We start from the raw sequence: 23,926 nt of genomic DNA on the forward strand, positions 1-23,926 counted from the left end.
TGTTTCTTTTTCCGGTCCCACGATTAGAGGATGAAACTTGTGCGTGGCTGATGCACTCAGTCGATTGCGCCAACGATGTAGGTGACCTGCGCGACGGCAAGGCCATGTTTTTCCAGCGCCGCCATGAGTGCCGAATCCGTCGGCGCGACGTTGATCGAGAAGCTCCCGTTCCTGACCGACTTGACCGCCGGAAGCGGCTCGAAGCGCTGCATTATCTCGTGCAGTACCGGCTTGAGATGTTCGTCCAGTTTGCCGTCTTCAAGATGAATGCCGATGGAGTTGTCGGCGTGGAGGTAAACCGAGCCGATGCAGTTGCCGGCGTCTTGGACAAGGAACCAGGCACGGTAGGGATGAGTGCGGACGAACTCGTCATGTTCGACAAAGGACGGGTTCTGTTTGTGGCTGATGCCGTGCTTGCGCGATTTCAGCAGCCGGTAGAGGGCGTGCACCTGCTCGTCATCGGGTATGATTTCTTCCAGGGTCATCATGGCATTTTCCAATGAGTGGGTGGTTATTCCTCGATGATCACGGAAAAACGATCGAGCACAGACCGGTGGTTTTCCTCAACATTGCCGCGCCGCGCTGACCAGTCCGGCCTTGTCAGGCCCAGAAAATGAACGCCGATCCGCTCGCCATTCTTGATGACATTCGAACGGCGAAGTCCTTCCCGCTCGAAGCCGAACTTTTGGTGCATTTTCACCACGGCCGGGTTGGTCTCCAGAACCTCGCAGTTGAGTTTCTCAAGCGCCAAATCGTCAAACACATGGTTGATCAGGGCAAATTCGATGGCAGCGCCCAGCCCGCCGCGCTGATTTTCGTCCAGATAGAAGGCCCAATCGGCCTTTTTGTGTCGGCGATCCATGGCATTGATACTTGCCGCGCCGGCGACATTGTTGTGGACGAGAACAATGAAGAAGATCTGGTTCGGATCGTTCAGCGTACGCTCGAGCCAAGCCAGGTGCTCCTCTGATGTAATCTCGTGATCGGTATACATGGATGTGCGGACCGAGGGCTGGTTCCTGACCAGCCGCATGGCGCTTTTTTGTTCATCCGTACATTGCGCGATCTTTCGCAAGACGACCGATTGCATGTGTTTATCCGCCTCGCCGGCACCGGAGCCTAGCGTTGTTCCAGTGCATCCCAGGACACCGGCTCGTTGATTGTGATATCGCGTGTAACGCGTCTGCCTACAATATCATCCAGATATTTCGGAGCCAGTCCGTAGCCCGGACGGACGCTGCGGACATGTTTATTGCTGATTATGTCCCCTTGTTTCAGGGCGACGACAAAATAGAGCGAGCGGCGAAATTTCACATTGCCGGCTTCACTCGATTGTTTTCCGTAATCAACGCCGCCGAGGGCCGACCATGCCGTCTTGCTGTCGGTGCACAAGGCCGCCAGTTCGTCCGCTTCAAGTGAAAAACTGTCGTCCGGCCCTCCACCATTACGGTCGAGCGTGACATGTTTTTCGATGATCGCGGCACCGAGCGCGATGCTTGCGATAGCCGTTGTGTTATCCCGGGTATGGTCGGACAGCCCCGTCACGCAGCCGAAGCGCTCGATCATGTCGGGAATGGTTTTCAGATTGTAGTCGCCGGGCGGCGCTGGATAGCCGCTGACGCAATGAAGAATGGCAAGTTCCTTGCACCCGGCGTCCCGGGCTGCAGCAATGGCCTCCTCGATTTCCTCGATGTCGGCCATGCCGGTTGAAACGATCATCGGTTTGCCGGTCGCGGCGGCATATTTGATCAATGGCAGATCAACGGCTTCGAAGGAGGCGATCTTGTAGGCCGGCGCTCCGAGATCCTCCAGAAGGTCGACAGCAGTCGTGTCGAAGGGCGAACTGAACAAGGTTATTGCGCGTTTGCGGGCATGGTCGAACAGCGGTTCATGCCATTCCCATGGTGTGTGTGCCCATTCGTAGAGATCATAGAGGCTGCGTCCTGCCCAAAGCCCGTCCCTGATCAGGAACTCATCGCTGTCGGAGGCGAGTGTGATCGTATCCGGGCGATAGGTCTGCATTTTGACGGCGTCCGCGCCGGCTTCCTTGGCGAGATCAATGATTTTGAATGCGTTCTCGATGCGTCCGTTGTGATTGGCCGACATCTCGGCAACGACATAGGGTGCGGCGTCCGCGCCTATGGTCCTTCCGTCTATTCTGATCGGTGCGGTCATTTCATCTGTTCCGATGTGTAACGGTGGCCGGCGGCGTGCTGATGGCGTCGGACCGAACGATAGGTCACCCGCCCAAGCCCGGGCAACACTATATGCGCTGGAGCAGTATCGGACATCATGCGCGGGCAGGCGCGCGATGCAAGCGCGCCCTGATTTTTTCCCGCATCCTCTGAAATGCCACATAGAGAACCGGGATCATCAGCAGGCCAATCGTGCTGTCGACGATCATTCCGAAGAAAACGGGATAACCGATGGAGATGCGGCCGGCGGCGCCGGCGCCGCTGGACAAGACCAGTGGCAGGACACCGACGATGAAGCACAGACCGGTCATGGTGACCGGCCTGAAACGCAGTCTTGCCGCCGCCAGCGCGGCCTCGGTTATGTCCATCCCGTCATCGTGCCGGCTCTTGGCGAACTCGACCACCATGATCGCCTTTTTAGCTGCAAGGCCGATTAACAGGACCATGCCGACCTGTGTGTAGATATTGTTGTCCAGACCGGGGATGAAGGCGAGGGGCAGCAGTGCACCGAAAAGCGCAAAGACGGTCGAAACCATGACCGACAGCGGCAATGTCCAGCTTTCATATTGGGCGACCAGGCAAAGATAGGCGAATATGACCGCCAGAAGGAGGATAGATACGACCAGCCCGCCCGCCTCGACCTCCTGAAGCGTTACCCCGGACCAGGTGATGCCATAGTTGTCCGGAAGTGTTTTGTCGGCGATTTCCTGCATGGCGGCGATCCCTTCGCCGGTGCTGACGCCATCGGCCAGCTGACCGTTGACGGATGCCGTCTGGAAAAGATCGTAACGTTCGATTGCCGCAGGTCCGATGGTTGCGTCGGTGCTGACAAGAACACTCAGGGGCAACATGTCGCCATCGCCATTTTTCACGTAGATGCTGCCGACATCTTCAATGGACTGGCGAAATTCAGCATCCGCCGAAATAATGACCCAGTAAACACGGCCATTCCTGATGAAGTTGTTGACGTAGAGGGCGCTGAGGTTCGCCTGCAACGCAGTGAAGATATCGCTGATATCCACACCGAGCGTCTGCGCCCGGTCCCGGTCGATGGACAAGGAGTATTGCGGGGTGTTGGCGGAAAAACTGCTGAAGGTCTGATCGAACTCCGGCGCCGCGTTCAATGCGGTGACGAGGGCATTCTTGACGGCTTCCAGATCGGTGATTGCGCCGCCTGCATAGTCCAGCAATTGCGCCGAGACACCGTTTGTCGAGCCGACTCCGTGGATGGCCGGCATTGAAAAGACAAAGCCGGTGGCCTCCGGCAAGGTGTCGAGCCGCGACTTGATGTCGGCCTGGATGCGCGGCCACTGGAGTTCCGGTGTGGTTCGTTCGTCCCACGGCTTCAAGGCATAGATGACCATTCCCGCGTTGGAACCCGCGCCGGTAAACCTGCTGACGCCGGAAATGGCGGTGATCTTGTCGACGCCGGGCGTGTCGCGTGTGAGTTCCGTCACCCTGTCCATGACGGCTTGAGTGCGCAACAGCGAAGCGCCGTCCGGCAGTTCGATGCTTGCCATCAGCGTGCCGCTGTCTTCGGTCGGAATGAACCCCGTCGGCACGGTGCGAAACATGTAGACCGTCGCTAGCGTAACCGCAGCAAGGATCATGAGCGAGACCGCGATATGGCGGATCATGAGTGCGACCAGGCGGACATACCGGTCCCGCAGACGCTCTACAAACTGCGGAATGCGTCTCAGAAACCCGGCCGGCTTGCGGGAAGACCGGCTAAGAAGGGAGGCGCACAGGGCGGGGCCGAGCGTCAGCGCGTTGACCGCCGAGATCATGAACGCAATGGTTATGGTCAACGCAAACTGGAGATAGATTTTCCCGGTGATGCCCGGGAAGAAACACACGGGAATGAAGACCGCAGCGAGAACGAAGGTGGTGGCAATAATCGGCCGTGTGACCTGCTTCATGGCCTTGCTTGTCGCCTCGCGCGCCTCAAGGCCCTCTTCCTCCATGATACGCTCGGTGTTCTCGATAATGACGATCGCGTCATCGACCACAAGCGTGATCGCCAGCACCATCGCAAAGAGCGTGATCATGTTGGCGCTGAAGCCGATCAGATAGATGACCGCGACCGCGCCGAGAAGCGAGACCGGGATTGCGATGGCTGGGATGGCGGTCGCCCGGGCACTGAGCAGGAAGGCAAATGTCACGCCGATCACAAGGACTGTGGTGATGGCCAGAGTGAAGATAATATCCTCGATCGAGACCCGCACCGCCCTTGTGACGTCCATAGCCGTTGCATAGCGCATGCCCGAAGGAAACTTCTCAGACAGACGATCCATTTCCGCGGTAACGGCTTCGGCCACGTCAATGGCGTTGGCGCCGCTCTCCTGGTAGACGGCGATAGATGCGGTCTGCTGACCGTTAAATTTTGTCGACGCGGAATAGTTCTGAGCGCCAAGTTCCACACGCGCGATGTCTTTCAGGCGTACAATGGATCCGTCCGCATTGGACAAAACGATGATATTCTCGAACTCCTCGGCGGTGTCGAGCAGTCCCTGGCCTTGCAACGTGTACTGGAAATCCGGCCTGGTTGAACCAAAGGGCGGAGCACCGACTTCGCCGGCCGCGCCCTCAACATTCTGGTTCTGGATCGCCGTCGACAGATCGCTGGCTGTTATGTTCAGCGCCGCCATGCGATCCGGCTGCATCCAGATGCGCATGCTGTATTCCAGACTGCCCATCATGGAGATGTTTCCAACACCTTCGACGCGGGTCAGGGCATCCACCACGAAATCGACTGCGTAATTGCCCAAAAACAGGGCGTCATGATCTTCATTGCTGGACAGCAGGTTGAAGATCATCAGCATGTCGCCGAACTGCTTTGTGGTGCTGACGCCTTGCTGGGTAACGGATGAGGGCAGGGTCGGCGAGGCCAGTGTCACCTTGTTCTGCACATTAACGGCAGCAACATCCGGGTCGGTCCCAAGATCGAAAGTAACAGCAAGCGAATAGCTGCCGTCATTCGAACTCGATGACGACATGTACATCATGTTTTCGACCGCGTTGATCTGCTCCTCAAGCGGCGCGGCAACTGCTTCCTGAACGAGTTCGGCATTGGCGCCGGGATAAGTCGCATGAACAAAGATTTGCGGCGGAGCGATGTCCGGATACTGAGCGACAGGGATAGTGCGAATGGCAATGGCTCCGACAAGCATCGTCAGTATTGCGATGACGACCGCGAATTTCGGACGGTCGATGAAGAATTCGGAGATCATTGGTCGCTCTGCCCCTGGGCGGTGACCGCTTTGACCTGTTGCCCCGCATGGACTTTCTGGAGACCTTCGACGATCACCCTCTCGCCGTCGGTCAATCCCTTCTCAATCTCCAGAAGGGTGCCCTTTGTCCTGCCGACCGAGACATTGCGGCGCTCAACCGTGTCCTTGTCGTTGACCACGAAGACGAAGTGTCCCTCCTTGTCGAGCTGGAGCGCGGCCTGCGGGACGGCGACGATGGGTTGGGCGTTCGGGTTCTCGAGCGTCAGGGAAACAAACTGGCCCGGTAGCAGAACGGAATCGGCATTGGGGAAGCTGGCGCGAAGTTCGATCGTATCGGTCGTTTCCTGGACTTCGGTGTCCACGTAGACCACCGCGCCCTTTTGAGGATAGGTTTCGCCGTCTGCGAGCGTGAGCGTTGCGGCGAACGTTGACGAACCGCCGGTGATCAGGCCGTTTCGCCGCTCCTCCAGCAGATCCCGTTCGCTGATGTAGAAAATGACGTGTATCGGATCGACGCTGTTAATGGTGGCGAGTGTTCCGCTGTCGGTGCTGACAACGTTGCCGACGTCTATGGCGCTGATGCCGATCCGGCCGTCGATCGGGCTGTAAATTCTCGTGTAACCGAGATCTATTTGCGCGGCCTCCAGTTCGGCCCGCGCGTTGGCGGTTGCGGCACGGGAGACGCCCAGGGTCGCGGTCGCAGCATCCACGACGGTTTGCGCAACGTCGCCCTTGCTCAGCAGATATGTCTGGCGCTCAAGATCGAGCGTGTCGTTCTTTAGCGTTGCTTCCGCACCCTCGACATCGGCCTTGTACTGGGCGACCGCGGCCTCGAAAGGACCACGCTCGATCTGATAGAGCAGATCTCCCCTTTTGACGAAACTGCCTTCGGTGAAATTCCTTGTCTCAAGATATCCGGTGACCCGCGCCTCCACATTGACCGTGTTGATCGCCGCTACCCGCGCGACATAGCTCTCGATCTGGCTGACGATTGTGCCCTTGACGGTCGCAATCACGACGCTTGGTACGCCGGATTCCTGCGCATGGGCGATATTCCCGATCGTTGCCGCCAGCAGTGCGCAGGCTGAAACGAAGCGAATAGTTTTCATATTCCTGTCCCCATAAGGAGAATCACCCCACGTAACAGCTTAGCATTTGTGGGTTTCGCGGGGCTGGACAATTGCGGAAAGATTGGTCTTCCTTGCGCATTCCTGTTGCGTTGCATTTGGGGCAAGGCAATCAAGCCCGATCCGGTGAGTAAGGAAAACCTCAGACATTTCGGGGACAACGTTGCAGACCATTTTTTTCGAGGCCGATTGATGAAACCGGAACATCCCATTTTGATATTCGAGTGCGCGAATGCGCATGGCGGCGACGCACAGGTGCTCAAGCAGACGATCACCAGGTTTGCCGAAATCGATTATCCGGAAAAGCACATCAAGTTTCAGCCGCTTCATCCCGACAGGATCGCCTTACCCGATTTCAGCGCCTACGGTATTTATCAGGAGCTTTTTTTCGAGGAAGGGGAATGGGCGGACATCATCGACCTCGCAGATAGCCGTTTTGACGGCGTGTGGCTGGATATCTTCGACAGCTACGGCGTTGACATCCTTTCCCGGAACATCGGCCGGATCGCCGGGATCAAGCTGCAGTCTTCCGTATTGGAGAATTATGAGGTCATCACGCGGCTGAAGGATCTGTCCCTGTCCGACACACGCCTGATGATCAATATCTCAGGCCATGAACTGCCGTCGATCGAGCGTTTTGCCGTGTTTTTTGCTGCGCTTGAGCCCGCCGAGATTGTTTTGCAATTGGGTTTCCAGGATTACCCCACGAGGATCGAGGATACGGGGCTCAACAAGATCGCGCCGCTGCGTGCGGCCTTTCCCGGCTTGACGTTGTGCCTGGCGGATCACGCGCCCGCCGAGGATGATCTGGCAACCATCGTTCCCCTGCTTGGCGTTGCAGCCGGCTGTGCCATGGTGGAGAAGCATATCTGCCTCGACAGAACCGGGGCGAAATACGATTTTCATTCCGCTCTGCATCCCGATGAGATGCGGATTGTCGCCGATCGTCTCGCACAGCTTCCGGCAATGTCGGGTGTGCCGTTCATATCGGACCCGGAAAAGAACTATCTGGCGACGACCGTTCAGGTGCCGGTGGCGGCGCATGATCTCCCGGAGGGATCCACGCTCGCTTTCTCCGACCTGATTTACCGCCGGACCGCGCAGGCGGGCGAACCGCTCAGCGAGTTGATGCGGGCGCAAGGGCGACCAAGCGTTCTTGGGCAGCCAATCGGTGAGGGGCAGACAATCAACGCCAGTCAGTTTCGTCCGGCAAAGGTTGGCGTTATCGTTGCCTGCCGCATGAAATCTTCGCGTCTTAAGAACAAAGCCGTTGCTCCGATAGCGGGCCGTCCGTCGGTCGAGCGCTGCCTGGAGAACTGCCTGATGATTGACGGCGCTGATCTTGTCGTGCTGGCAACGTCGACGTTGGAAGACGATGCAGGTCTTGAGGATTACACGCTGGATGGACGGACGCGTTTCTGGCAGGGCGATCCTGACGATGTCATCCAGCGTTATCTCGGCGCTTGCGAGGCCTTTGGTATCGATGTCGTGATCCGTGTGACGGCGGACTGCCCGGTTGTCTCGCCGGAAATCGCAGCCGCCCTGCTGGAACGCCATTTCACTTCCGGTGCAGACTATACCGTGGCTGCGCAATGCGCTGTGGGAAGCGGAACTGAGATCATCAATCGCGAGGCGCTGCAACGGGTGATCGACCTGAAGGGCGGGGCGCAGCACTCCGAGTATATGACCTGGTATTTCCAGAACAACACACACATCTTCAAGGTCGAAACGGTTGATCTGCCCGGCGATCTTGTAAGAGACTACCGTCTTACATTGGATTATCCTGAAGACTTGGAGTTGTTCTCACAGCTCTATGAACGCCTGGCGCGGGATGGGCGGGATGCCTCACTGAAGAATGTCTTCGCGGTGCTGGATGGCGATGAACAACTGGCCAATGTCAACCGGCACCTCAGCCTTTCCTACAGGACTGATCACGATCTCATATCCAGGCTCAACAAAGAGACGAAAATCGACATTGGATGATGCGGCCGGGCGGTTTGCTGCTGTTCGATCTATTTCTCGAGAGCCAGCCGCAGACCTTCGATGACCTTGTCCTGTTCGGCATCTGTCAGCGCCGGGAACAGGGGCAGGGATATCGCTTCTTTGTAATAGCCCTCGGCGTTGGGGAAATCACCGGGGCCAAATCCGAGATTGCGGTAATAGGGCTGCAGGTGGATCGGGATGTAATGCAGATTGACGCCGATGCCGGCTTCTCTCAGTTTTTCAAACACATCCCGTTGATCTAACGCAATCCGGTCCCTCATCAGGCGCACGACATAAAGATGCCAGGCCGATGTGGTGTCTGCGGGTTGGACGGGCAGGGTCAGCGGCAGAGATTGCAGCAGCGTTCCGTAGCGGTCTGCAAGCTGCGTGCGGCGCGCAACAAAACCATCAAGCTTTTGAAGCTGGCTGTAACCCAGGGCCGCCTGAATGTCGGTCAGCCTGTAATTGTGCCCAAGTTCGAGCTGCTGATAGTACCAGGGGCCGTCGGAGGGCTGATCCATCAGCTCCGGATCGCGGGTGATGCCGTGCGAACGCAGCATGGCCATTTTGTCGGCAAGCTGGGGCTGATTGGTGACAGCCATGCCGCCTTCTGCGGTGGTGATGATCTTGACCGGATGAAAACTGAAGACGGCGATATCGCTGTAGCGGCAATTGCCCACCTTTTCACTCTGATAGGTTCCGCCGATCGCGTGCGAGGCATCTTCCACCACCGAAAAGCCGTACTGGTCGGCAAGTCGGCCGATTTCCTCCATGGCACAGGACTGACCGGCAAGATGGACGGGAATGACGACCTTCGGCAGACGGTTTTTTTTGGCCGCCTCCGAAAGCTTATCTGATAGGGCGGCAACGCTCATTGTCACAGTGTCGGGATCGATGTCGACAAAATCGACATCAGCACCGCAATAGCGCGCGCAATTGGCGCTGGCGACAAAACTGACCGGGCTGGTCCAGACAAGGTCGCCGGGGCCGACTCCGAGGGCAAGGCAGGCCAGATGGAGGGCAGCGGTCGCATTGCTTACCGACACGGCCCGCTGCGCTGTGCAATAGCCGGCAACAGCTTCCTCGAACCGTTCGACCGCTGGCCCTTGTGTCAGGAAATCGGATTTCAGCACATCGACGACGGCATCGATGTCTTTCTGTGAAATCGTCTGTCGGCCGTACGGAATCATGGGGCCGCCTATTGTAAATGTTGCCGGTTCAGCTCAATCCATTCGGCGAGTTCCGCCGGTGACATCCACTCGGTGTTCTGGTCGGAGCTGTATATAAAGTCGGGCGAAACCTTTTGGCCGTCGCCGATACGCGCCGGGTCCTTGGACCAGTTGTTGATCGCCGGCAAAATCTTGTAGTGGCTCTCATATTCATACGTGTAGGGCGCGTCCTCGAAGCCGATCATCTGCTCGTGCAGTTTTTCGCCGGGACGGACCCCAATGATGTCTCTCGACGCATTCGGTGCGATCGTATCGGCGATATCCATGATGCCCATCGACGGGATTTTCTTGACGTAGATCTCGCCGCCGACCATGTCGTCAATCGCCGTCCAGACCAGTTCAACCCCCTGCTCGCGAGTGATCATGAAGCGTGTCATCCGGGTATCGGTGATCGGCAGTGCGCCCTTTTCGCGCAGGGATATGAAAAACGGGATGACCGATCCGCGCGAACCCATGACGTTGCCATAGCGTACGACGGCGAACCGGGTTCCATCCGTGCCGGCGTAGGAATTGCCGGCAATAAAAAGCTTGTCGGATGCAAGCTTGGTCGCGCCGTAGAGATTGGCGGGGCTGCTTGCCTTGTCCGTGGACAGGGCGACGACGCGTTTGACCCCGGCATCGATGCAGGTGTCGATCAGGTTCATTGCGCCATTGATATTCGTTTTGACGCATTCGAACGGATTGTATTCTGCGGTCGGCACAATTTTGGTCGCCGCGGCATGGACGACAAATTCGATGCCGTTCAGTGCGCGGGCGAGGCGCTCCTTGTCGCGGACATCGCCGATGAAAAAGCGTACGCGGGGATCGTCGCCATAGAGTTTGGCCATCTCCCATTGCTTCATCTCGTCGCGCGAAAAGATCACCAATCGCTTGGGATCGTATTTTTTCAGCGTCAGGGGAACGAATGCGTGGCCGAACGACCCGGTGCCGCCGGTAATCAGGATTGAGGCATTCGTCAGCATTGTTGTCGGCTGTTCCGTTCGAAAAATGACACAAAGCAGATGTACGAGCTACCAGCCTGTCCGCGATATCGGACCGGGGCATGATTTGCAAGCCGGCCTATCCACAGCCATTTGACGGCAGGCGCTATGGAAAGAGACACGACGGGCTGCCGGGTCTCAATTTTTTGCTCATGCGCGACTCGCGGTGTGGCGGATGAAGCTGCTTCCACGCGCGCTTGATATTTATCAATTTTGTTTCGGAGAAATATCAACGGCCACGCGCTCATTGGCGGTGCTGCAGTGCCGCATTCTGTTCCGGCGCTTATGATATTTTTATCTAACGTATTTATTTCGTTATATAATATTTCTTCACATGACTTAGATCAAGTTATCTGAGCGCATCTGGCGCAACTACTATTGTCGACCGACTGCGGGTCGGTGGCCTTTTTCTGGGCCGCCCAATGCCGAAAGGAACGACAATGGATCTAATGCTCGCCTATGACAACTCGCGAAACGCGCGAATAACGCTCGATGCGGTGAAGGAGATGTTCGGGCCGCTGAACCCTTCGATCACGCTGGTTTCGGTGATTGAGGATGTCGGCAGTGCGACGTCCGGAGCCGATGATCTTTTCAATGAGCAGTATGAAGAGCAGAAGGCCGGTGTCGAGGCCGCTGCTGCAGAACTGGTCGCCGCCGGGATCCCGGCCACGGTCATGCTGGCCGAGGGCGATGCCCGGAAAATGATCCTGCGGGCGACGGAGGAGAAGAATCCCGATGTCCTGGTTATGGCCCGTCACAGCCATCAGCCGGATCACAAACCGCTCGGTTTCATAACCAAGCGTATCGACGCAATCGTCGAGGAGTTCGATCATATGACCTTCGGGTCGGTGTCGGCCTTCCTGGCGCGCCGCGTCAAATGTCCTGTCCTTATCATTCCTACCCACGAGCCCGCCGCCTAGTCCGACGGTCCGCAAACGCAAAGGACACCTTCAATGCAAGTCTCTGACCTATTCCGGTTCAGGAACCGTGAGATACGCGCTCTCCACCTGACATGGATCGCGTTCTTCATTACCTTCTACGTCTGGTTCAACATGGCGCCGCTGGCGTCGTCCATCCTGGCATCGTCCGACTGGCTGACGCGCGACGACATCCGCCTTTTCGCGATCGCCAACGTGGCGCTGACCATTCCGGCGCGTATTATTGTCGGCATGGCGCTCGACAAATGGGGGCCGCGCCGGGTCTTCTCGGTTCTGATGGTCTCAATGGCCATCCCGACCTTCTTCTTCGCCTTCGGCGATTCAAAGGAACAACTCTTCGTCTCCAGGCTGGTCCTCAGCTCCGTTGGCGCGTCCTTCGTTGTCGGTATTCACATGACGGCCTTGTGGTTCAAGCCTCGCCATATCGGCTTTGCAGAAGGCTTTTATGCCGGCTGGGGTAACTTCGGTTCCGCTGCCGCGGCGATGACCATTCCAACGGTCGCGCTGGTCCTTTACGGCGGCGATGATGGCTGGCGTTATGCCATCGCGACATCCGGCGCGATCATGGCGATCTACGGTGTCTTCTACTGGTTCGCGATCACCGACGGGCCAACCAAGGATACGCACAAGAAGCCGCGCAAGGCTGCTGCCCTTGAGGTGTCGAGCTTCCGTGACCTGGTGCTTCTTGTGATCTTCACCGTGCCGTTGGTCGGGATCCTGTCGATCCTCGTCTACCGCGTGCAGATGATGGGCTATATTGACGGGTTCGTCGCCTCCCTGTGCTACGGCGCGATCGCGGTGGTCGTCCTTTATCAGGTCTGGCTGGCAATTCGCGTCAATGTACCGATCCTGAAGAAAGGCGTTCCCAAGGACGACCGCTATCCGTTCAGCTCGGTTGCGGCGCTGAACACCACCTATTTCGCCAACTTCGGTGCGGAACTGGCGGTGGTCTCCATGCTGCCCATGTTCTTTCAGGAAACCTGGGGATTGAACCCGGTCACAGCAGGCCTGATTGCCTCGGCCTTCGCCTTTGTCAACCTGGTGGCACGGCCAATGGGCGGACTGGTGTCCGACCGCATGGGCAACCGCCGTTTCGTGATGCTGGCCTATATGATGGGTATCGCCATCGGCTTTGCGCTGATGGGGCTTTTGAACTCCTCCTGGCCGCTCATCATCGCGATCGCAATCACCATTTGCTGCTCCTTCTTCGTGCAGGGAGCGGAGGGTGCAACGTTCGGCATCATCCCGTCGATCAAACGCCGGGTTACCGGACAGATCGCCGGCATGGCAGGCGCTTACGGCAATGTCGGGGCAGTGTTCTACCTGTTCATCTTCATGTTCGTCACGCCTTCCCAGTTCTTCTTCATCATCGCCACGGGTGCGGCGGTCAGCTGGCTGGTCTGCTACTTCTGGCTGAAGGAGCCCCAGGGCGGGTTCGGAGAAGAATATGTGCTGTCCTCTGTCGATCAGGCGATCGCCGCAGAAGCACGGCAGAAGATCGAAGCCGAGGCCGAACTGGCCGAACTCTTCACCGGATCTGAAAAAGTCACGCTTGCCGATCGCGGCAGCAGCCTGACCTTGACGGCCCGGTTCAAGGATCTCGACGATTTGCGGGCGGCTCTTAGCCGCATAGGCAAGCGCGGGAAAGAGCAGCCGGCGCAATGATGTGCCACGGAGCGCAGGATTTGGCTGTGCCGGCCTGCGCTCCTCATTTCAATACGCCAGATCGGGGAGGTTAACCCATGGCGCATTCAGATACCCCCACAGCCAATAAAGGTCACGTGCTGACCGATTGGCGTCCCGAAGATCAGCAGTTCTGGGAAAGCCAGGGCCGTGCGATCGCCAGCCGTAACCTGTGGATCTCCATTCCCAATCTGCTCATGGCCTTCTCGGTCTGGATGGTGTGGTCGGTCGTCGTCGCAAAAATGCCGGCTATCGGATTTGATTTCTCGGTTGGCGAACGCTTCTGGCTTGCCGCGCTGCCCGGTCTCTCCGGCGCGACACTGAGGATTTTCTACACATTCATGATCCCGATTTTCGGCGGCCGGAAGTGGACTGCGATCTCAACCGCCTCGCTGCTTTTGCCGGCGCTTGGAATCGGGTTCGCCATTCAGGATCCCAACACGTCGTACTTCACCTTCCTCATCCTGGCGCTGATGTGCGGCTTCGGCGGTGGCAACTTCGCCTCCTCCATGGCGAATATCGCTTACTTCTATCCCAAGAAGACAAAGGGTAACGCCCTGGCGCTGAATGCCGGGCTCGGCAATGCCGGCGTGTCCGTCATGCAGTTCGTCGTTCCTCTGGTCATCACAGCAGGTGTTTTCGGCGCGATCGGCGGCGAGCCTCAGCAGCTTTCCGATGGCGGTCAGCTCTGGTTGCAGAATGCCGGCTTCATCTGGGTGCCGTTCCTGGCGGTCGGTGCGATTGCTGCGTGGTTCGGCATGAACGATATTGCCGATGCGAAGGCCTCGCTTGGCGAGCAGATGTCGATCCTCAAGCGCTACCACAACTGGGTCATGTGCGTTCTCTATATCGGAACGTTCGGCTCCTTCATCGGTTACGCTGCCGGCTTCCCGCTGCTCATGCGGACCCAGTATCCCGCGGTTGATGCCTTGAGCTACGCCTTCCTCGGGCCGCTTGTGGGCGCGCTTTCACGGGCTGCAACGGGCTGGGTATCGGATAAATACGGTGGCGGACGGGTGACCTTCTGGGTTTTCCTCGGCATGATCATCGCCGTCTTCGGTGTCCTGCAGTTCCTGCCTTCCGAAGCGGATGCGGACGGTAATTTCTGGGGTTTCTTTGCCTGTTTCATGGCGCTGTTCTTCCTGACCGGTGTCGGCAATGCCTCCACCTTCCAGATGATCCCTTCGATCATGAAGCAGGAAATCCCGCGCCTTGAGCCGCAACTGGACGAAACACAGACCCAGCGATCCATCGAGCGTGAAAGCGCCGCGATCATCGCCTTCACTTCGGCGATTGCCGCTTACGGAGCATTCTTCATTCCGAAACTCTACGGAACGTCGATCGAAATGACAGGCGCACCCAATGCGGCGCTGTGGTCATTCCTGAGCTTCTACGTGCTGTGCCTCGTGGTGACCTGGTTCTACTACAGCCGCCGCGGCGCCTCGGTGCCCTGCTAAACTGAAGCAAAGGGGCTGGATGAGGAACATACCCATTCAGCCCTTTTCCAGCTCTTGCTGGGCTGGTAGATTTCCAACATATACAGCCCCTTCCGGGGCCCTGGAACAGACCGGTGGAGCAAGTCTCAGGACTGCCGCCGGTCAAGCCGTTTGTGGCTGGAGATGCCGTTGGACATACGCCCCTTTACCGGGAATTTCACCCAGCAGGAGCCGATCGGTGACGATGCGATCGCCGCAGCGGTGGACGTTCTCAAAGGCGGACGCCTGCACCGTTACAACACGGCGTCCGGCGAAGTGTCGCAGGCCGCTCTTCTGGAAGCGGACTATGCTGCCTATCAGGGCGTGGAGTACTGCCTGGCCTGTGCATCGGGCGGATATGCGATGGGCATTGCCTTGCGGGCGGCCGGCGTCACGCAGGGCGAACCGGTCCTGACCAACGCCTTTACCCTTGCTCCTGTTCCGGGCGCGATTGCGGGGGCAGGCGCTCGTCCGGTGCTTGTCGAGATCACCCGTGATCTCACGCTTGATCTGGGTGATCTTGAGAAGAAGATCCGATCGAGTGGCGCGCGCTTCATGCTCTTGTCGAATATGCGCGGTCATCTGACCGATATGGACACGCTGACAGCGCTGCTTGAACACCATAGCGTCACCCTCATTGAAGATTGCGCCCACACGATGGGCAGCACATGGTCGGGCAGGCGCAGCGGAAATTTTGGACTGGCCGGCTGTTTCAGTACCCAGACCTACAAGCACTTGAACTCCGGAGAGGGCGGTATTCTGACATCCGACGATCCGCAGTTCATGGCCAGGGCGATCGTCCTGTCAGGGTCCTATATGCTTTATGAGCGCCATGGGGCGGCTCCGCCGTCTCAGTATTTTTCGACTGTGCGGCTTGAAACGCCAAACCTTTCGGGACGCATGGACAATCTGCGGGCCGCCATTCTGCGTCCGCAGATAACCGGCCTCGATGCAAATATCGCGCGCTGGAATGAACGCTACCGGGCTTTGGAGGAGCAACTGGCGCAAACGCCAGGCGTTTACGTGCCGCACCGACCGGATCAGGAAGGCATCGTCGGCAGCTCCTTTCAGTTTCTCTTTCCCGGGGTCAGCGCGCAGTCGGCGCAAACCCTCGTGAGCGATGCTCTTTCGCTGGGAGTGGAGCTGAAATGGTTTGGTGCGGAGCGGCCCGTCGGGTTCACCAGCAGGCACCAAAGCTGGCAGTATCTGGAGCCCGCGCAGTTGCCGCAGACGGACGAGATCCTGGCCGGGCTATTCGATATGCGCATTCCGCTGACATTCAGCGTTGCCGATTGCAGGCATATCGGCGCAATTCTTGACCATTGCTTACGCCGCGGATCGTACGTTGCGTAGTTTCACTGGATTGATTCCGCGTGTCAGATATTGGAAGTAACCGGTTTGCCGTTGCGCTGCGGTGCCTGATCCTGCGACTTATAACCCGATGGTATTTTGATGACCCTTCGTCCATTCGATTTTGATCCCGCCAATTGTTTCATCGCCGATGAGTGGGTGCCGCCTCTGGCCGGTGAAACGCTTGATCTGATCAATCCGTCCGACGGCTCCACTCTTTGTGCGGTGGCGCGAGGCAGTGCGGAGGACATCGACCGCGCGGTTGCCGCAGCTTCGGCCGCGCTCGAGGGGGAATGGGGCAAAAGCACCGCAGTGGAACGCGGCCGCGTGCTCTATCGTATCGGACAGCTCGTGCTGGAGAATGTCGAGGAACTGGCAAACCTGGAAGCGATGGATGTCGGCAAGCCTCTCAAACAGGCCCGCGCCGACGTTATCGCGCTGGCGCGTTACATGGAATTCTACGCCGGAGCGGCGGACAAGCTCCACGGCACGACGATCCCCTATCTTGACGGCTACACCGTTTATACGCTGCGCGAGCCGCACGGTGTGACGGGGCACATCATTCCCTGGAACTATCCCATGCAGATTATCGGCCGGTCCGTGGGTGCTGCTCTCGCGGCCGGCAATGCCGCCGTCCTCAAGCCGGCGGAAGAAGCATGTCTTACAGCGCTGTCCTTTGCCGAACTTGCGCGGCGTGCAGGATTGCCGAAAGGTGCGCTGAACGTCGTGCCGGGGATCGGCGCCGAGGCCGGAGCGGCGCTGAGCGCCCATGAAGGGATCGATCATGTTTCCTTTACCGGTTCGGTCGGTGTCGGCAAGCTGATCCAGGCATCAGCGGCCCAGAACGTGACGCCGGTTACGCTCGAACTGGGCGGTAAGTCGCCGCAACTGGTCTTCGAGGACGCCGATATCGACGAGGCCCTGCCGTTCCTTGTCAATGCCGGCCTGCAGAATGCCGGCCAGACCTGCTCTGCATCCTCGCGCATTCTCGTCCACCATAGCCGCTACGATGAGGTCATATCGCGCATGGGGGATCGCTATCGTGTCATGAAAGTGGGGCCTGCGCTGTCCGACCTTGATGTCGGGCCGCTCATATCCATGCGCCAAAAGGAGATCGTCGAAGGGTTTCTGGCAAAAGGCGAGGGCCTGGAGGTTGCGGCAAGAGGCAATGTGGAGGCGGATGCCCCGTCGGGCGGGGCCTATGTCACGCCGACCCTCTTTGCCGGCGTTTCACCTGATCACACCCTGGCCCAGGACGAGATTTTCGGTCCCGTGCAGGTCGTTATTCCGTTCGGCGACGAGGAGGAAGCTGTCGCCATTGCCAACGGGACCGATTTCGGGCTTGTCGCTTCAGTATGGAGCCGTGATGGCGGTCGCCAGATGCGGCTCGCGCGCAAGCTGCGCGCCGGGCAGGTTTTTCTCAACAATTACGGTGCCGGCGGCGGCGTCGAACTGCCCTTCGGCGGAACCGGTCTTTCCGGGCATGGGCGCGAAAAAGGTTTTGAAGCCTTGTACGGGTTTTCAGTCCTCAAAACGGTGGCGGCCAAGCACGGCTAGCCGTTTCCGGCCTCTGAGAACCCATCTGCCAGACCCGGCCTCACGGATCATCCCAAGCTTTTCTGCCTTGTCGCCCTGCGTGGCGGCAAGCCCTGCCGCATAGTGATTTTGAGCGAGCCAAACAGATCCTCTGATTAGGATTTCTCAGGATAATCCATAAAAATCAATTATTTAAAAAGTAGTATTTTTAATGTTGAAAAGTACTACTTATTTTGATACCAAATTTGGCATCAACGTTTGCGCTTCAAGCAATATCCAAGGGAGGACATCATGAAGGCATTCCTGAAGGCGGCTGTTATTGCATCCGCGCTGGCCGTACCCGCACCTGCATTAGCGGCTGACGAGCCCATCGACATCACCATGATCATCTACGCATCGGCGGGCGTTCCGTTTTTCCAGCCGCTTGAGCTGGGAGCCAACACCGCCGCGGAGATGCTCAACGTCAATCTGGATATCCAGTACGCGCAAAATGATGTGGTGCGTCAGAACAACATCATGGAAACGGCGCTGGCCAACGGGGTCGACGGCCTTCTTGTCGAAATCTGGGATGACAACGCCTTTGATGAAGGTGTCTGCAATGCCATGAAAGGCGGCACGCCCGTCGTCGGCTTCAACATCGATGACAGCGAGGGTGCCGAAGGCAATTGCCGGATGGCCTTTGTCGGCCAGAATTTTGTCGATGCGGGTTATACGATCGGCAAGCGGATGATCGAGGAGCACGGTATCTCGGAAGGCGATGTCGTCTTTACGCCGGTTGAATATCCGGAGGCCGCCTATGCGATCCTGCGCCACAAAGGCGTACAGATGGCGCTGGACGAAGTCGGAGCCAAGGCGGACCTCGTTGGCGTGACAGACCGGCTTCCCGAGGTACTGACCGCCATGACACAGTATCTGATCGGCAATTCGGACATCAAGGCGATCATCGGACTTGGCCAGCAACCAATGATGATGGCTCAGCAGGCGCTGGATGAAACCGGTGTGAGCGTGCCGATCGGAGGCTTTGATGTTGCCCCGGAAATCCTTGACGGGATCGCCAGCGGCCGCATCACAGCCACTGTGGACCAGCAGCCATACAGTCAGGGTTTCTATTCGGTGGCCCAGCTCGCCCACTACATTCGTCACGGACTTTATCCGGCTGACTTGAGCACCGGCGGGCGCGGCCTGATCGACAAGTCGAACTATCAGAATGCGGTCGACCAGGCTGGCAAGTACAGATAACTCCCAGGACGCGGCCCGGGCTTGCATGAACGCAGGTTCGGGTCCGTCAACCGCTTAAGACCATTGCGCGGCCTGCCGGGTGTTATAGCCTTTCACGCTGTCACGTCTTCCGGACGAAAGAATCGTATTCATGACTGAAAACACCACACAGGCCGGCGCCACGCCAAATCCCGAGCGTATAAAGAAGCGCACCGGCCTTGGCGGTGCGCTGGACAGGCTGCTGGCGACGCCGGCAGGCAATATCCTGATCGCCTTTCTGATTATCCAGTTTCTGTGCATCACGGCGGGTCTCTTATATCCGGACGATTTTCGTTACCTGTCGTCTTCGAATATCGCGATCATGCTCAAGGCGATCCCGACCCTTGGAATACTCGCCCTCGGTGTCGGCATGCTGATGATCTCCGGGGAATTCGATCTGTCGGTGGGATCGATCTACGCCTTTACCGCTGTCGTGTGTTCCATCGTTATTGCATCGGGCCTGACAGCATGGATTGCCGCCCCGCTGCTGATTGCGGCCGGTGCGGCGATCAGCATGGCGAACGGCGTCGTGTCGTTGCGGTTCGCGCTTCCATCGTTCATCGTGTCGCTGGGAGCAATGCTCTTCTGGAAGGGGATGATTTTCTTTGTGCATGGTGCACAGGCCATTCGCTTCGAGGGTTCGGACGGCTTCCGCAACCTGATGGCCGGGCGCATCGGGCCTCTCGAAATGCCATTTGTGTGGTTCTTTCTCCTGGCCTTTGTCTTCCACCTTGTTTTGCGCCACCACTCTTTCGGCAATCACATATTTGCAGTCGGCGGCGACCGTAATGCAGCGACCGCCAACGGCGTCAATCCGGTCAAGGTCAAGCTCGTGTGTTTCGCGCTGGCGGGCAGTTGTGCGGCTTTTTCGGGCATTATCAGCGCAGCGCGGGTCGGAAGCGTGACGCCGGCCCAGGGCGGCGGGCTTGAACTTCAGGCAATTGCCGCCTGCGTGATCGGCGGCGTGGCGCTCGCCGGCGGACGCGGATCGATGATTGGCGTTTTTCTCGGTTCGGTACTGATCTACACCATTCAGGACGTTCTGCTGCTGATGCGCGCGCCGGGCTTTTATCTCGATATCTTCGTCGGTGCGTTGATTGTGCTGGCAGCCATTGCCAACCAGCTGGTTGGCGGAAAGGGCACACGATGAACCAGAGCCAGACACCGCTTATCGAAGTTCGCAACATCTCCAAACGCTACGGCAATCTGGAAGCTCTGCGCGGGGTGGATTTCCACATCTCTCCAAATGAGATTGTCGGCCTCCTGGGTGACAACGGCGCCGGCAAAAGCACGCTAGTCAAACTTCTTTCCGGCATCAATCCGCCGTCCGGCGGGGACGTGCTGGCTTTTGGAAAGCCTGCATCCCTCAACAGCCGTCAGGACGCCGAAGCCATCGGTATCGAGACGATCTATCAGGATATGGCGGTCGTCGGCGAGATGGAGATCTGGCGGAACATGTTCCTGGGGCGCGAATTGCGCGGTCCGCTCGGCTTCCTAAGGGAGCGCGAGATGAAAGACATCACGATGCGTGAGCTTTCCTCGGGCGTCGATATTTCGGGTATCGACTCAGCCGACCAGATGGTCGGTTCTCTGTCGGGCGGACAAAGACAGGCCGTTGCAATTGCAAGGGCAGTTCATTTCCGCAAATCAATCCTGCTTCTGGACGAGCCGACCAGTGCGCTCTCGGTCCGGGAAACCAATAAACTGCTTGAGTATATTGACGGTCTTCGCGACAAGGGAACGTCAGCCGCTTTCGTCACGCACAATATCTATCATGCCTATAGTATATGCGACCGGTTCGTCGTCATGAGTCACGGCAGCAAGGTTCATGATGTGGTGAAGGGCGACACGAGCGTTGAAGACCTTACTCAAATGGTGATCAATTCATGACGAATACATCCGAGTCATTTGCGGTTTTTCCCAGTCTGGCGGATCGGTCCGTGCTCATTTCAGGGGGCGGTAGCGGGATCGGCGCCGAAATCGTCCGGGGCTTTGTCCGACAGGGCGCGAAGGTTGCATTCGTCGATCTTGATGAGGAGGCCTCTTCTCAACTGATCGACGGCATTGATGTTTCAGACACCGGACACAAGCCGCTCTACCGGCATGTGGATGTCACTGACATCGAAGCCTATCGGAACGTGATTCAGGATCTGGACGCGCAACTCGGCGGCTTCGATGTTCTCGTCAACAATGCGGCCAACGACCAACGTCACGCGATTGGAGAGGTGACGCCCGAGTACTGGCGCAAGGCGCTTGCCGTCAATCTCGACCATCAATTTTTTGCCGCCCAGGCCGTTGCCAAGGGTATGGCGAAGCGCGGCGGCGGGGCGATCGTCAATATGGGCTCATGCAGTTGGCGTGTCGGTCTGGACCAGCTCTCCGCTTATGTGACATCGAAGGCGGCGATCGAAGGGCTAACGAACGGGCTCGCCCGCGAGCTTGGCCCGGACGGTATCCGTGTCAATTGCGTGATCCCCGGCTTCATCAAGACAGAGCGGCAGGTGAAATTATGGCTGACGCCGGAACTGGAACAGATTGTTTATGACAGCCAGTGCCTCAAGGAACTGATCGATCCGGTCTATGTCGCCAATTTGGTGGCGTTTTTGAGCTCCAATGATGCGCGCATGTGCTCGTCGGGCACCTACACGGTCGACGGCGGCTGGATCTGAACAGGAAGGAAGATAATGGCAACGCTCGCTGAACGTTTGGAGAAGTGTTACACCGGCGCCGTGTTCGACGTCCTGAGGGGCCGCGGCATCACTGATACGGTGCTTCCCAAAGATGTCCGCCCGATCGATCCGTCGAAGACCCTTGCAGGGCCCGTATTCACCGTGAAAGGCAGTCCGAAGCCAGGCATTGACGGGCATGAGTCCTTGCTGCGCTGGACGGAGTTTTTGTCGCAAGCGCCCGAAGGCCATGTGGTCATGTCCACGGGTCAGGATGATGAGAGAGCACTGATGGGCGAGCTCAGCGCCGAAACGCTGCAATATCGCGGCGTGAGGGGGTATGTCACCGATGGCGGCTGCCGCGATTGCGACTTCATCATCAATATCGGTTTTCCGGTCTTTGCCCGTTTCTTCACACCGCGCGATATCGTTGGCGCATGGACGCCGGACAGCTTTGAGGAGCCGCTGGATTTCATGGGAGTCCGCATCAATCCAGGCGATTACCTGATTGCCGATATCGACGGTGCAGTGGTGATTCCGGGTGCCATTGCCGAGGACGTGATTTCAGAAGTCGAAAAGATCATGGAAACGGAGAGCCTTGTGCGCAAGGCGATCCTGGAAGGTGTCTCACCCAAGGATGCTTATCTCCAATACGGCAAATTCTGACTGACCCCGATTGAGCGGAGCAAGCATGAATATAGCGCAGTCCATTGTTGACGATCTGGGGCGAAGAATTGTCCGGGGGGAACTGCATGCGGGCGGACCGGCCCTGATCGAGCAGGATATCGTCTCGGAATTCGGCGCCAGCCGCAATGTCGTGCGCGAGGCCGTCAAGACGTTGGCCGCCAAGAACCTGGTGCGCTCGGAGCGCCGTGTGGGAACGATTGTGCAGCCGCCACAGGAATGGAACCTGCTGGATCCGCAAGTCATTGAATGGATGCTATCGGAGGAATCGACGCACGAAACGCTGCTTTCCGCGCTATCGGAACTGCGTTTGATATTCGAGCCGGAAGCGGCTGCCCTTGCTGCCCGGCGTGCAACGTCGAGACAGATTTTGCGGCTTTTCGATTGTTTTGAACAAATGCAGCACTACGCGGAAGATCCGAAGCGGGCGATCGAGCACGACGTTCTGTTCCACGAGGCGCTTCTGGACGCATGCGGCAACCCCTTGCTGCGTTCCCTGAACCACTCGATTTCACTGTTGTTGCGGGCGAATTTCAAGCTGTCCATCCAGGTGGATAATGCGTTTATCCGAAACCTGGAAGATCACGGCTTCATCGCTGAAGCAATCCGAGACCGGGAACCGGAAAAAGCGCGTCAGGCGGTGATCACGCTGCTGAGGAAGAACCAGCTGGACATCGACTCCATGCAACCCTCGGGGAATAGACAATGACACCTGAATTGTTCCTAAACCGCGCCGAGATGCTTGGTGAGGGCATGATGTGTCTGCCGGGCGGTGAGCGCCTGGCCTGGGTCGATATTCTGGGTAAGCGGTTGATGCTGGCGAACGCCGATGGAGCCATGGTGCTTGAGCGCAGTTTTGATAGTGAGATCGGAGCGGTCTTGCCCGGCGCAGGTGATGAGCTGATCCTGGTTTTGCGCAAGGATGTTGTTGCTTTCGACCCGACAAGCGGTGCCGATCGGCACATATGGTCCGCCGACGGGCTCGAACCGGAAACCAACCGTTTCAATGATGCGGCGGTCGATGCGGCCGGCAATCTGTGGATCGGTTCGATGGATTTTGATGCCGAGGCGGAAACCGGTGTCCTGTGGCGGCTGACGCCTTGCGGACAGGCTGAACCAATGGCCCGTGGTTATCGTTGCCTGAACGGGCCGGCCTTTTCGCCCGATGGGCGTACGCTCTATCTCGGTGATACGATGGGCGGCAAAGTTCTGGCCTTTGATCTCGAGCTTCAGTCCGGCGGTCTCTCCAACGAGCGCCTGTTTGTCGACCTCGGTGCGTTTGGCGGCCTGCCGGACGGGATGACAGTTGATACCGCAGGTAATGTTTGGCTCTGCCAGATCACCGCCGGACGGATCGGTTGCTACGCACCCAACGGAAAAAAGCTGAAGTCGGTTGCCCTGCCGGTGCCGATGGTGACGAGCTGTTGTTTCGGGGGCCCCGATCTGAAGACGCTTTACGCGACGACGGCGCGTATTCTGCTGGACGATGTCGATCTTGAGGCCTACCCGGACAGCGGCTCCCTCTACACAATAAGGGCCGATGCCACAGGCCTTGTCGCCAACCGGTTCGGTGTCGGCGCGGGGGCGCGGTAA

19 protein-coding genes and 1 pseudogene are annotated in these 23,926 nt (G+C 58.1%); 13 read left to right on the forward strand and 7 right to left on the reverse strand.

Annotated elements, in window-relative coordinates:
- Positions 1-56: 56 nt before the first annotated feature.
- The 5 genes from OQ273_RS23550 to OQ273_RS23570 all read right to left on the reverse strand — a co-directional run bounded on the left by OQ273_RS23550 (position 57) and on the right by OQ273_RS23570 (position 6,534).
- Entirely contained in the window at positions 57-488 is a 432-nt protein-coding gene (locus OQ273_RS23550; RefSeq protein ID WP_267993546.1) for a hypothetical protein, read from the reverse strand.
- Positions 489-511: 23 nt separating this feature from the next.
- Positions 512-1,090 (reverse strand): UDP-4-amino-4,6-dideoxy-N-acetyl-beta-L-altrosamine N-acetyltransferase, encoded by a 579-nt coding sequence (gene pseH, locus OQ273_RS23555; RefSeq protein WP_267993547.1) that lies wholly within the window; start codon positions 1,088-1,090, stop codon positions 512-514.
- Positions 1,091-1,119: 29 nt separating this feature from the next.
- Positions 1,120-2,175 (reverse strand): pseudaminic acid synthase, encoded by a 1,056-nt coding sequence (gene pseI, locus OQ273_RS23560; RefSeq protein WP_267993548.1) that lies wholly within the window; start codon positions 2,173-2,175, stop codon positions 1,120-1,122.
- A gap of 115 nt (positions 2,176-2,290) precedes the next feature.
- Positions 2,291-5,425 (reverse strand): efflux RND transporter permease subunit, encoded by a 3,135-nt coding sequence (locus OQ273_RS23565; protein WP_267993549.1) that lies wholly within the window; start codon positions 5,423-5,425, stop codon positions 2,291-2,293.
- Positions 5,422-6,534 (reverse strand): efflux RND transporter periplasmic adaptor subunit, encoded by a 1,113-nt coding sequence (locus tag OQ273_RS23570; RefSeq protein WP_267993550.1) that lies wholly within the window; start codon positions 6,532-6,534, stop codon positions 5,422-5,424. The genes OQ273_RS23565 and OQ273_RS23570 overlap by 4 nt, the downstream gene beginning before the upstream one ends.
- Before the next feature lie 210 nt (positions 6,535-6,744).
- Between OQ273_RS23570 and OQ273_RS23575 the strand changes: the two genes are divergently transcribed.
- The gene (locus tag OQ273_RS23575) at positions 6,745-8,535 is read left to right on the forward strand and encodes a cytidylyltransferase domain-containing protein (RefSeq protein WP_267993551.1); all 1,791 of its coding nucleotides are present in this window, start codon (positions 6,745-6,747) and stop codon (positions 8,533-8,535) included.
- 29 nt (positions 8,536-8,564) lie between these two features.
- Here the strand turns inward: OQ273_RS23575 and pseC are convergent, their stop codons facing one another.
- Positions 8,565-9,725 carry a UDP-4-amino-4,6-dideoxy-N-acetyl-beta-L-altrosamine transaminase gene (gene pseC, locus OQ273_RS23580; RefSeq protein WP_267993552.1) on the reverse strand — a complete coding sequence of 387 codons (1,161 nt, stop codon included), beginning with the start codon at positions 9,723-9,725 and terminating at the stop codon, positions 8,565-8,567.
- 8 nt (positions 9,726-9,733) lie between these two features.
- Positions 9,734-10,726: a UDP-N-acetylglucosamine 4,6-dehydratase (inverting) gene (gene pseB, locus OQ273_RS23585; RefSeq protein ID WP_267993553.1), complete on the reverse strand. Its 993-nt coding sequence runs from the start codon at positions 10,724-10,726 to the stop codon at positions 9,734-9,736.
- A 458-nt stretch (positions 10,727-11,184) separates the two neighbouring features.
- Between pseB and OQ273_RS23590 the strand changes: the two genes are divergently transcribed.
- The 12 genes and pseudogenes from OQ273_RS23590 to OQ273_RS23645 all read left to right on the forward strand — a co-directional run bounded on the left by OQ273_RS23590 (position 11,185) and on the right by OQ273_RS23645 (position 23,926).
- Positions 11,185-11,664: a universal stress protein gene (locus OQ273_RS23590; protein ID WP_267993554.1), complete on the forward strand. Its 480-nt coding sequence runs from the start codon at positions 11,185-11,187 to the stop codon at positions 11,662-11,664.
- Between the two features lie 33 nt (positions 11,665-11,697).
- Positions 11,698-13,347, forward strand: a complete 1,650-nt coding sequence (locus OQ273_RS23595; RefSeq protein ID WP_267993555.1) for an MFS transporter — start codon at positions 11,698-11,700, stop codon at positions 13,345-13,347.
- A gap of 110 nt (positions 13,348-13,457) precedes the next feature.
- Positions 13,458-14,822, forward strand: a pseudogene (locus OQ273_RS23600) (NarK family nitrate/nitrite MFS transporter); the annotation flags it as partial.
- Between the two features lie 168 nt (positions 14,823-14,990).
- Complete coding sequence (locus tag OQ273_RS23605; protein WP_276562525.1) at positions 14,991-16,193, forward strand: DegT/DnrJ/EryC1/StrS family aminotransferase; 1,203 nt, start codon at positions 14,991-14,993, stop codon at positions 16,191-16,193.
- 99 nt (positions 16,194-16,292) lie between these two features.
- Entirely contained in the window at positions 16,293-17,747 is a 1,455-nt protein-coding gene (locus OQ273_RS23610) for an aldehyde dehydrogenase family protein (RefSeq protein ID WP_267993557.1), read from the forward strand.
- 270 nt (positions 17,748-18,017) lie between these two features.
- Positions 18,018-18,965: a substrate-binding domain-containing protein gene (locus OQ273_RS23615; RefSeq protein WP_267993558.1), complete on the forward strand. Its 948-nt coding sequence runs from the start codon at positions 18,018-18,020 to the stop codon at positions 18,963-18,965.
- 130 nt (positions 18,966-19,095) lie between these two features.
- On the forward strand, positions 19,096-20,133 hold the full coding sequence (locus OQ273_RS23620) for an ABC transporter permease (RefSeq protein WP_267993559.1): 1,038 nt from the start codon (positions 19,096-19,098) through the stop codon (positions 20,131-20,133).
- The gene (locus OQ273_RS23625) at positions 20,130-20,873 is read left to right on the forward strand and encodes an ATP-binding cassette domain-containing protein (RefSeq protein ID WP_267993560.1); all 744 of its coding nucleotides are present in this window, start codon (positions 20,130-20,132) and stop codon (positions 20,871-20,873) included. Before OQ273_RS23620 ends, OQ273_RS23625 begins: the two co-directional genes overlap by 4 nt.
- Positions 20,870-21,652, forward strand: coding sequence for an SDR family NAD(P)-dependent oxidoreductase (locus OQ273_RS23630; RefSeq protein ID WP_267993561.1), 783 nt, complete (start codon positions 20,870-20,872; stop codon positions 21,650-21,652). Before OQ273_RS23625 ends, OQ273_RS23630 begins: the two co-directional genes overlap by 4 nt.
- A 15-nt stretch (positions 21,653-21,667) precedes the next feature.
- Positions 21,668-22,315, forward strand: coding sequence for an RraA family protein (locus OQ273_RS23635; RefSeq protein WP_267993562.1), 648 nt, complete (start codon positions 21,668-21,670; stop codon positions 22,313-22,315).
- 25 nt (positions 22,316-22,340) lie between these two features.
- Positions 22,341-23,042, forward strand: a complete 702-nt coding sequence (locus OQ273_RS23640) for a FadR/GntR family transcriptional regulator (RefSeq protein ID WP_267993563.1) — start codon at positions 22,341-22,343, stop codon at positions 23,040-23,042.
- Positions 23,039-23,926 (forward strand): SMP-30/gluconolactonase/LRE family protein, encoded by an 888-nt coding sequence (locus OQ273_RS23645; protein WP_267993564.1) that lies wholly within the window; start codon positions 23,039-23,041, stop codon positions 23,924-23,926. Before OQ273_RS23640 ends, OQ273_RS23645 begins: the two co-directional genes overlap by 4 nt.

Origin of the sequence: Hoeflea prorocentri (genome assembly GCF_027944115.1) — a bacterium.
GTDB classification, from domain to species: domain Bacteria; phylum Pseudomonadota; class Alphaproteobacteria; order Rhizobiales; family Rhizobiaceae; genus Hoeflea_A; species Hoeflea_A prorocentri.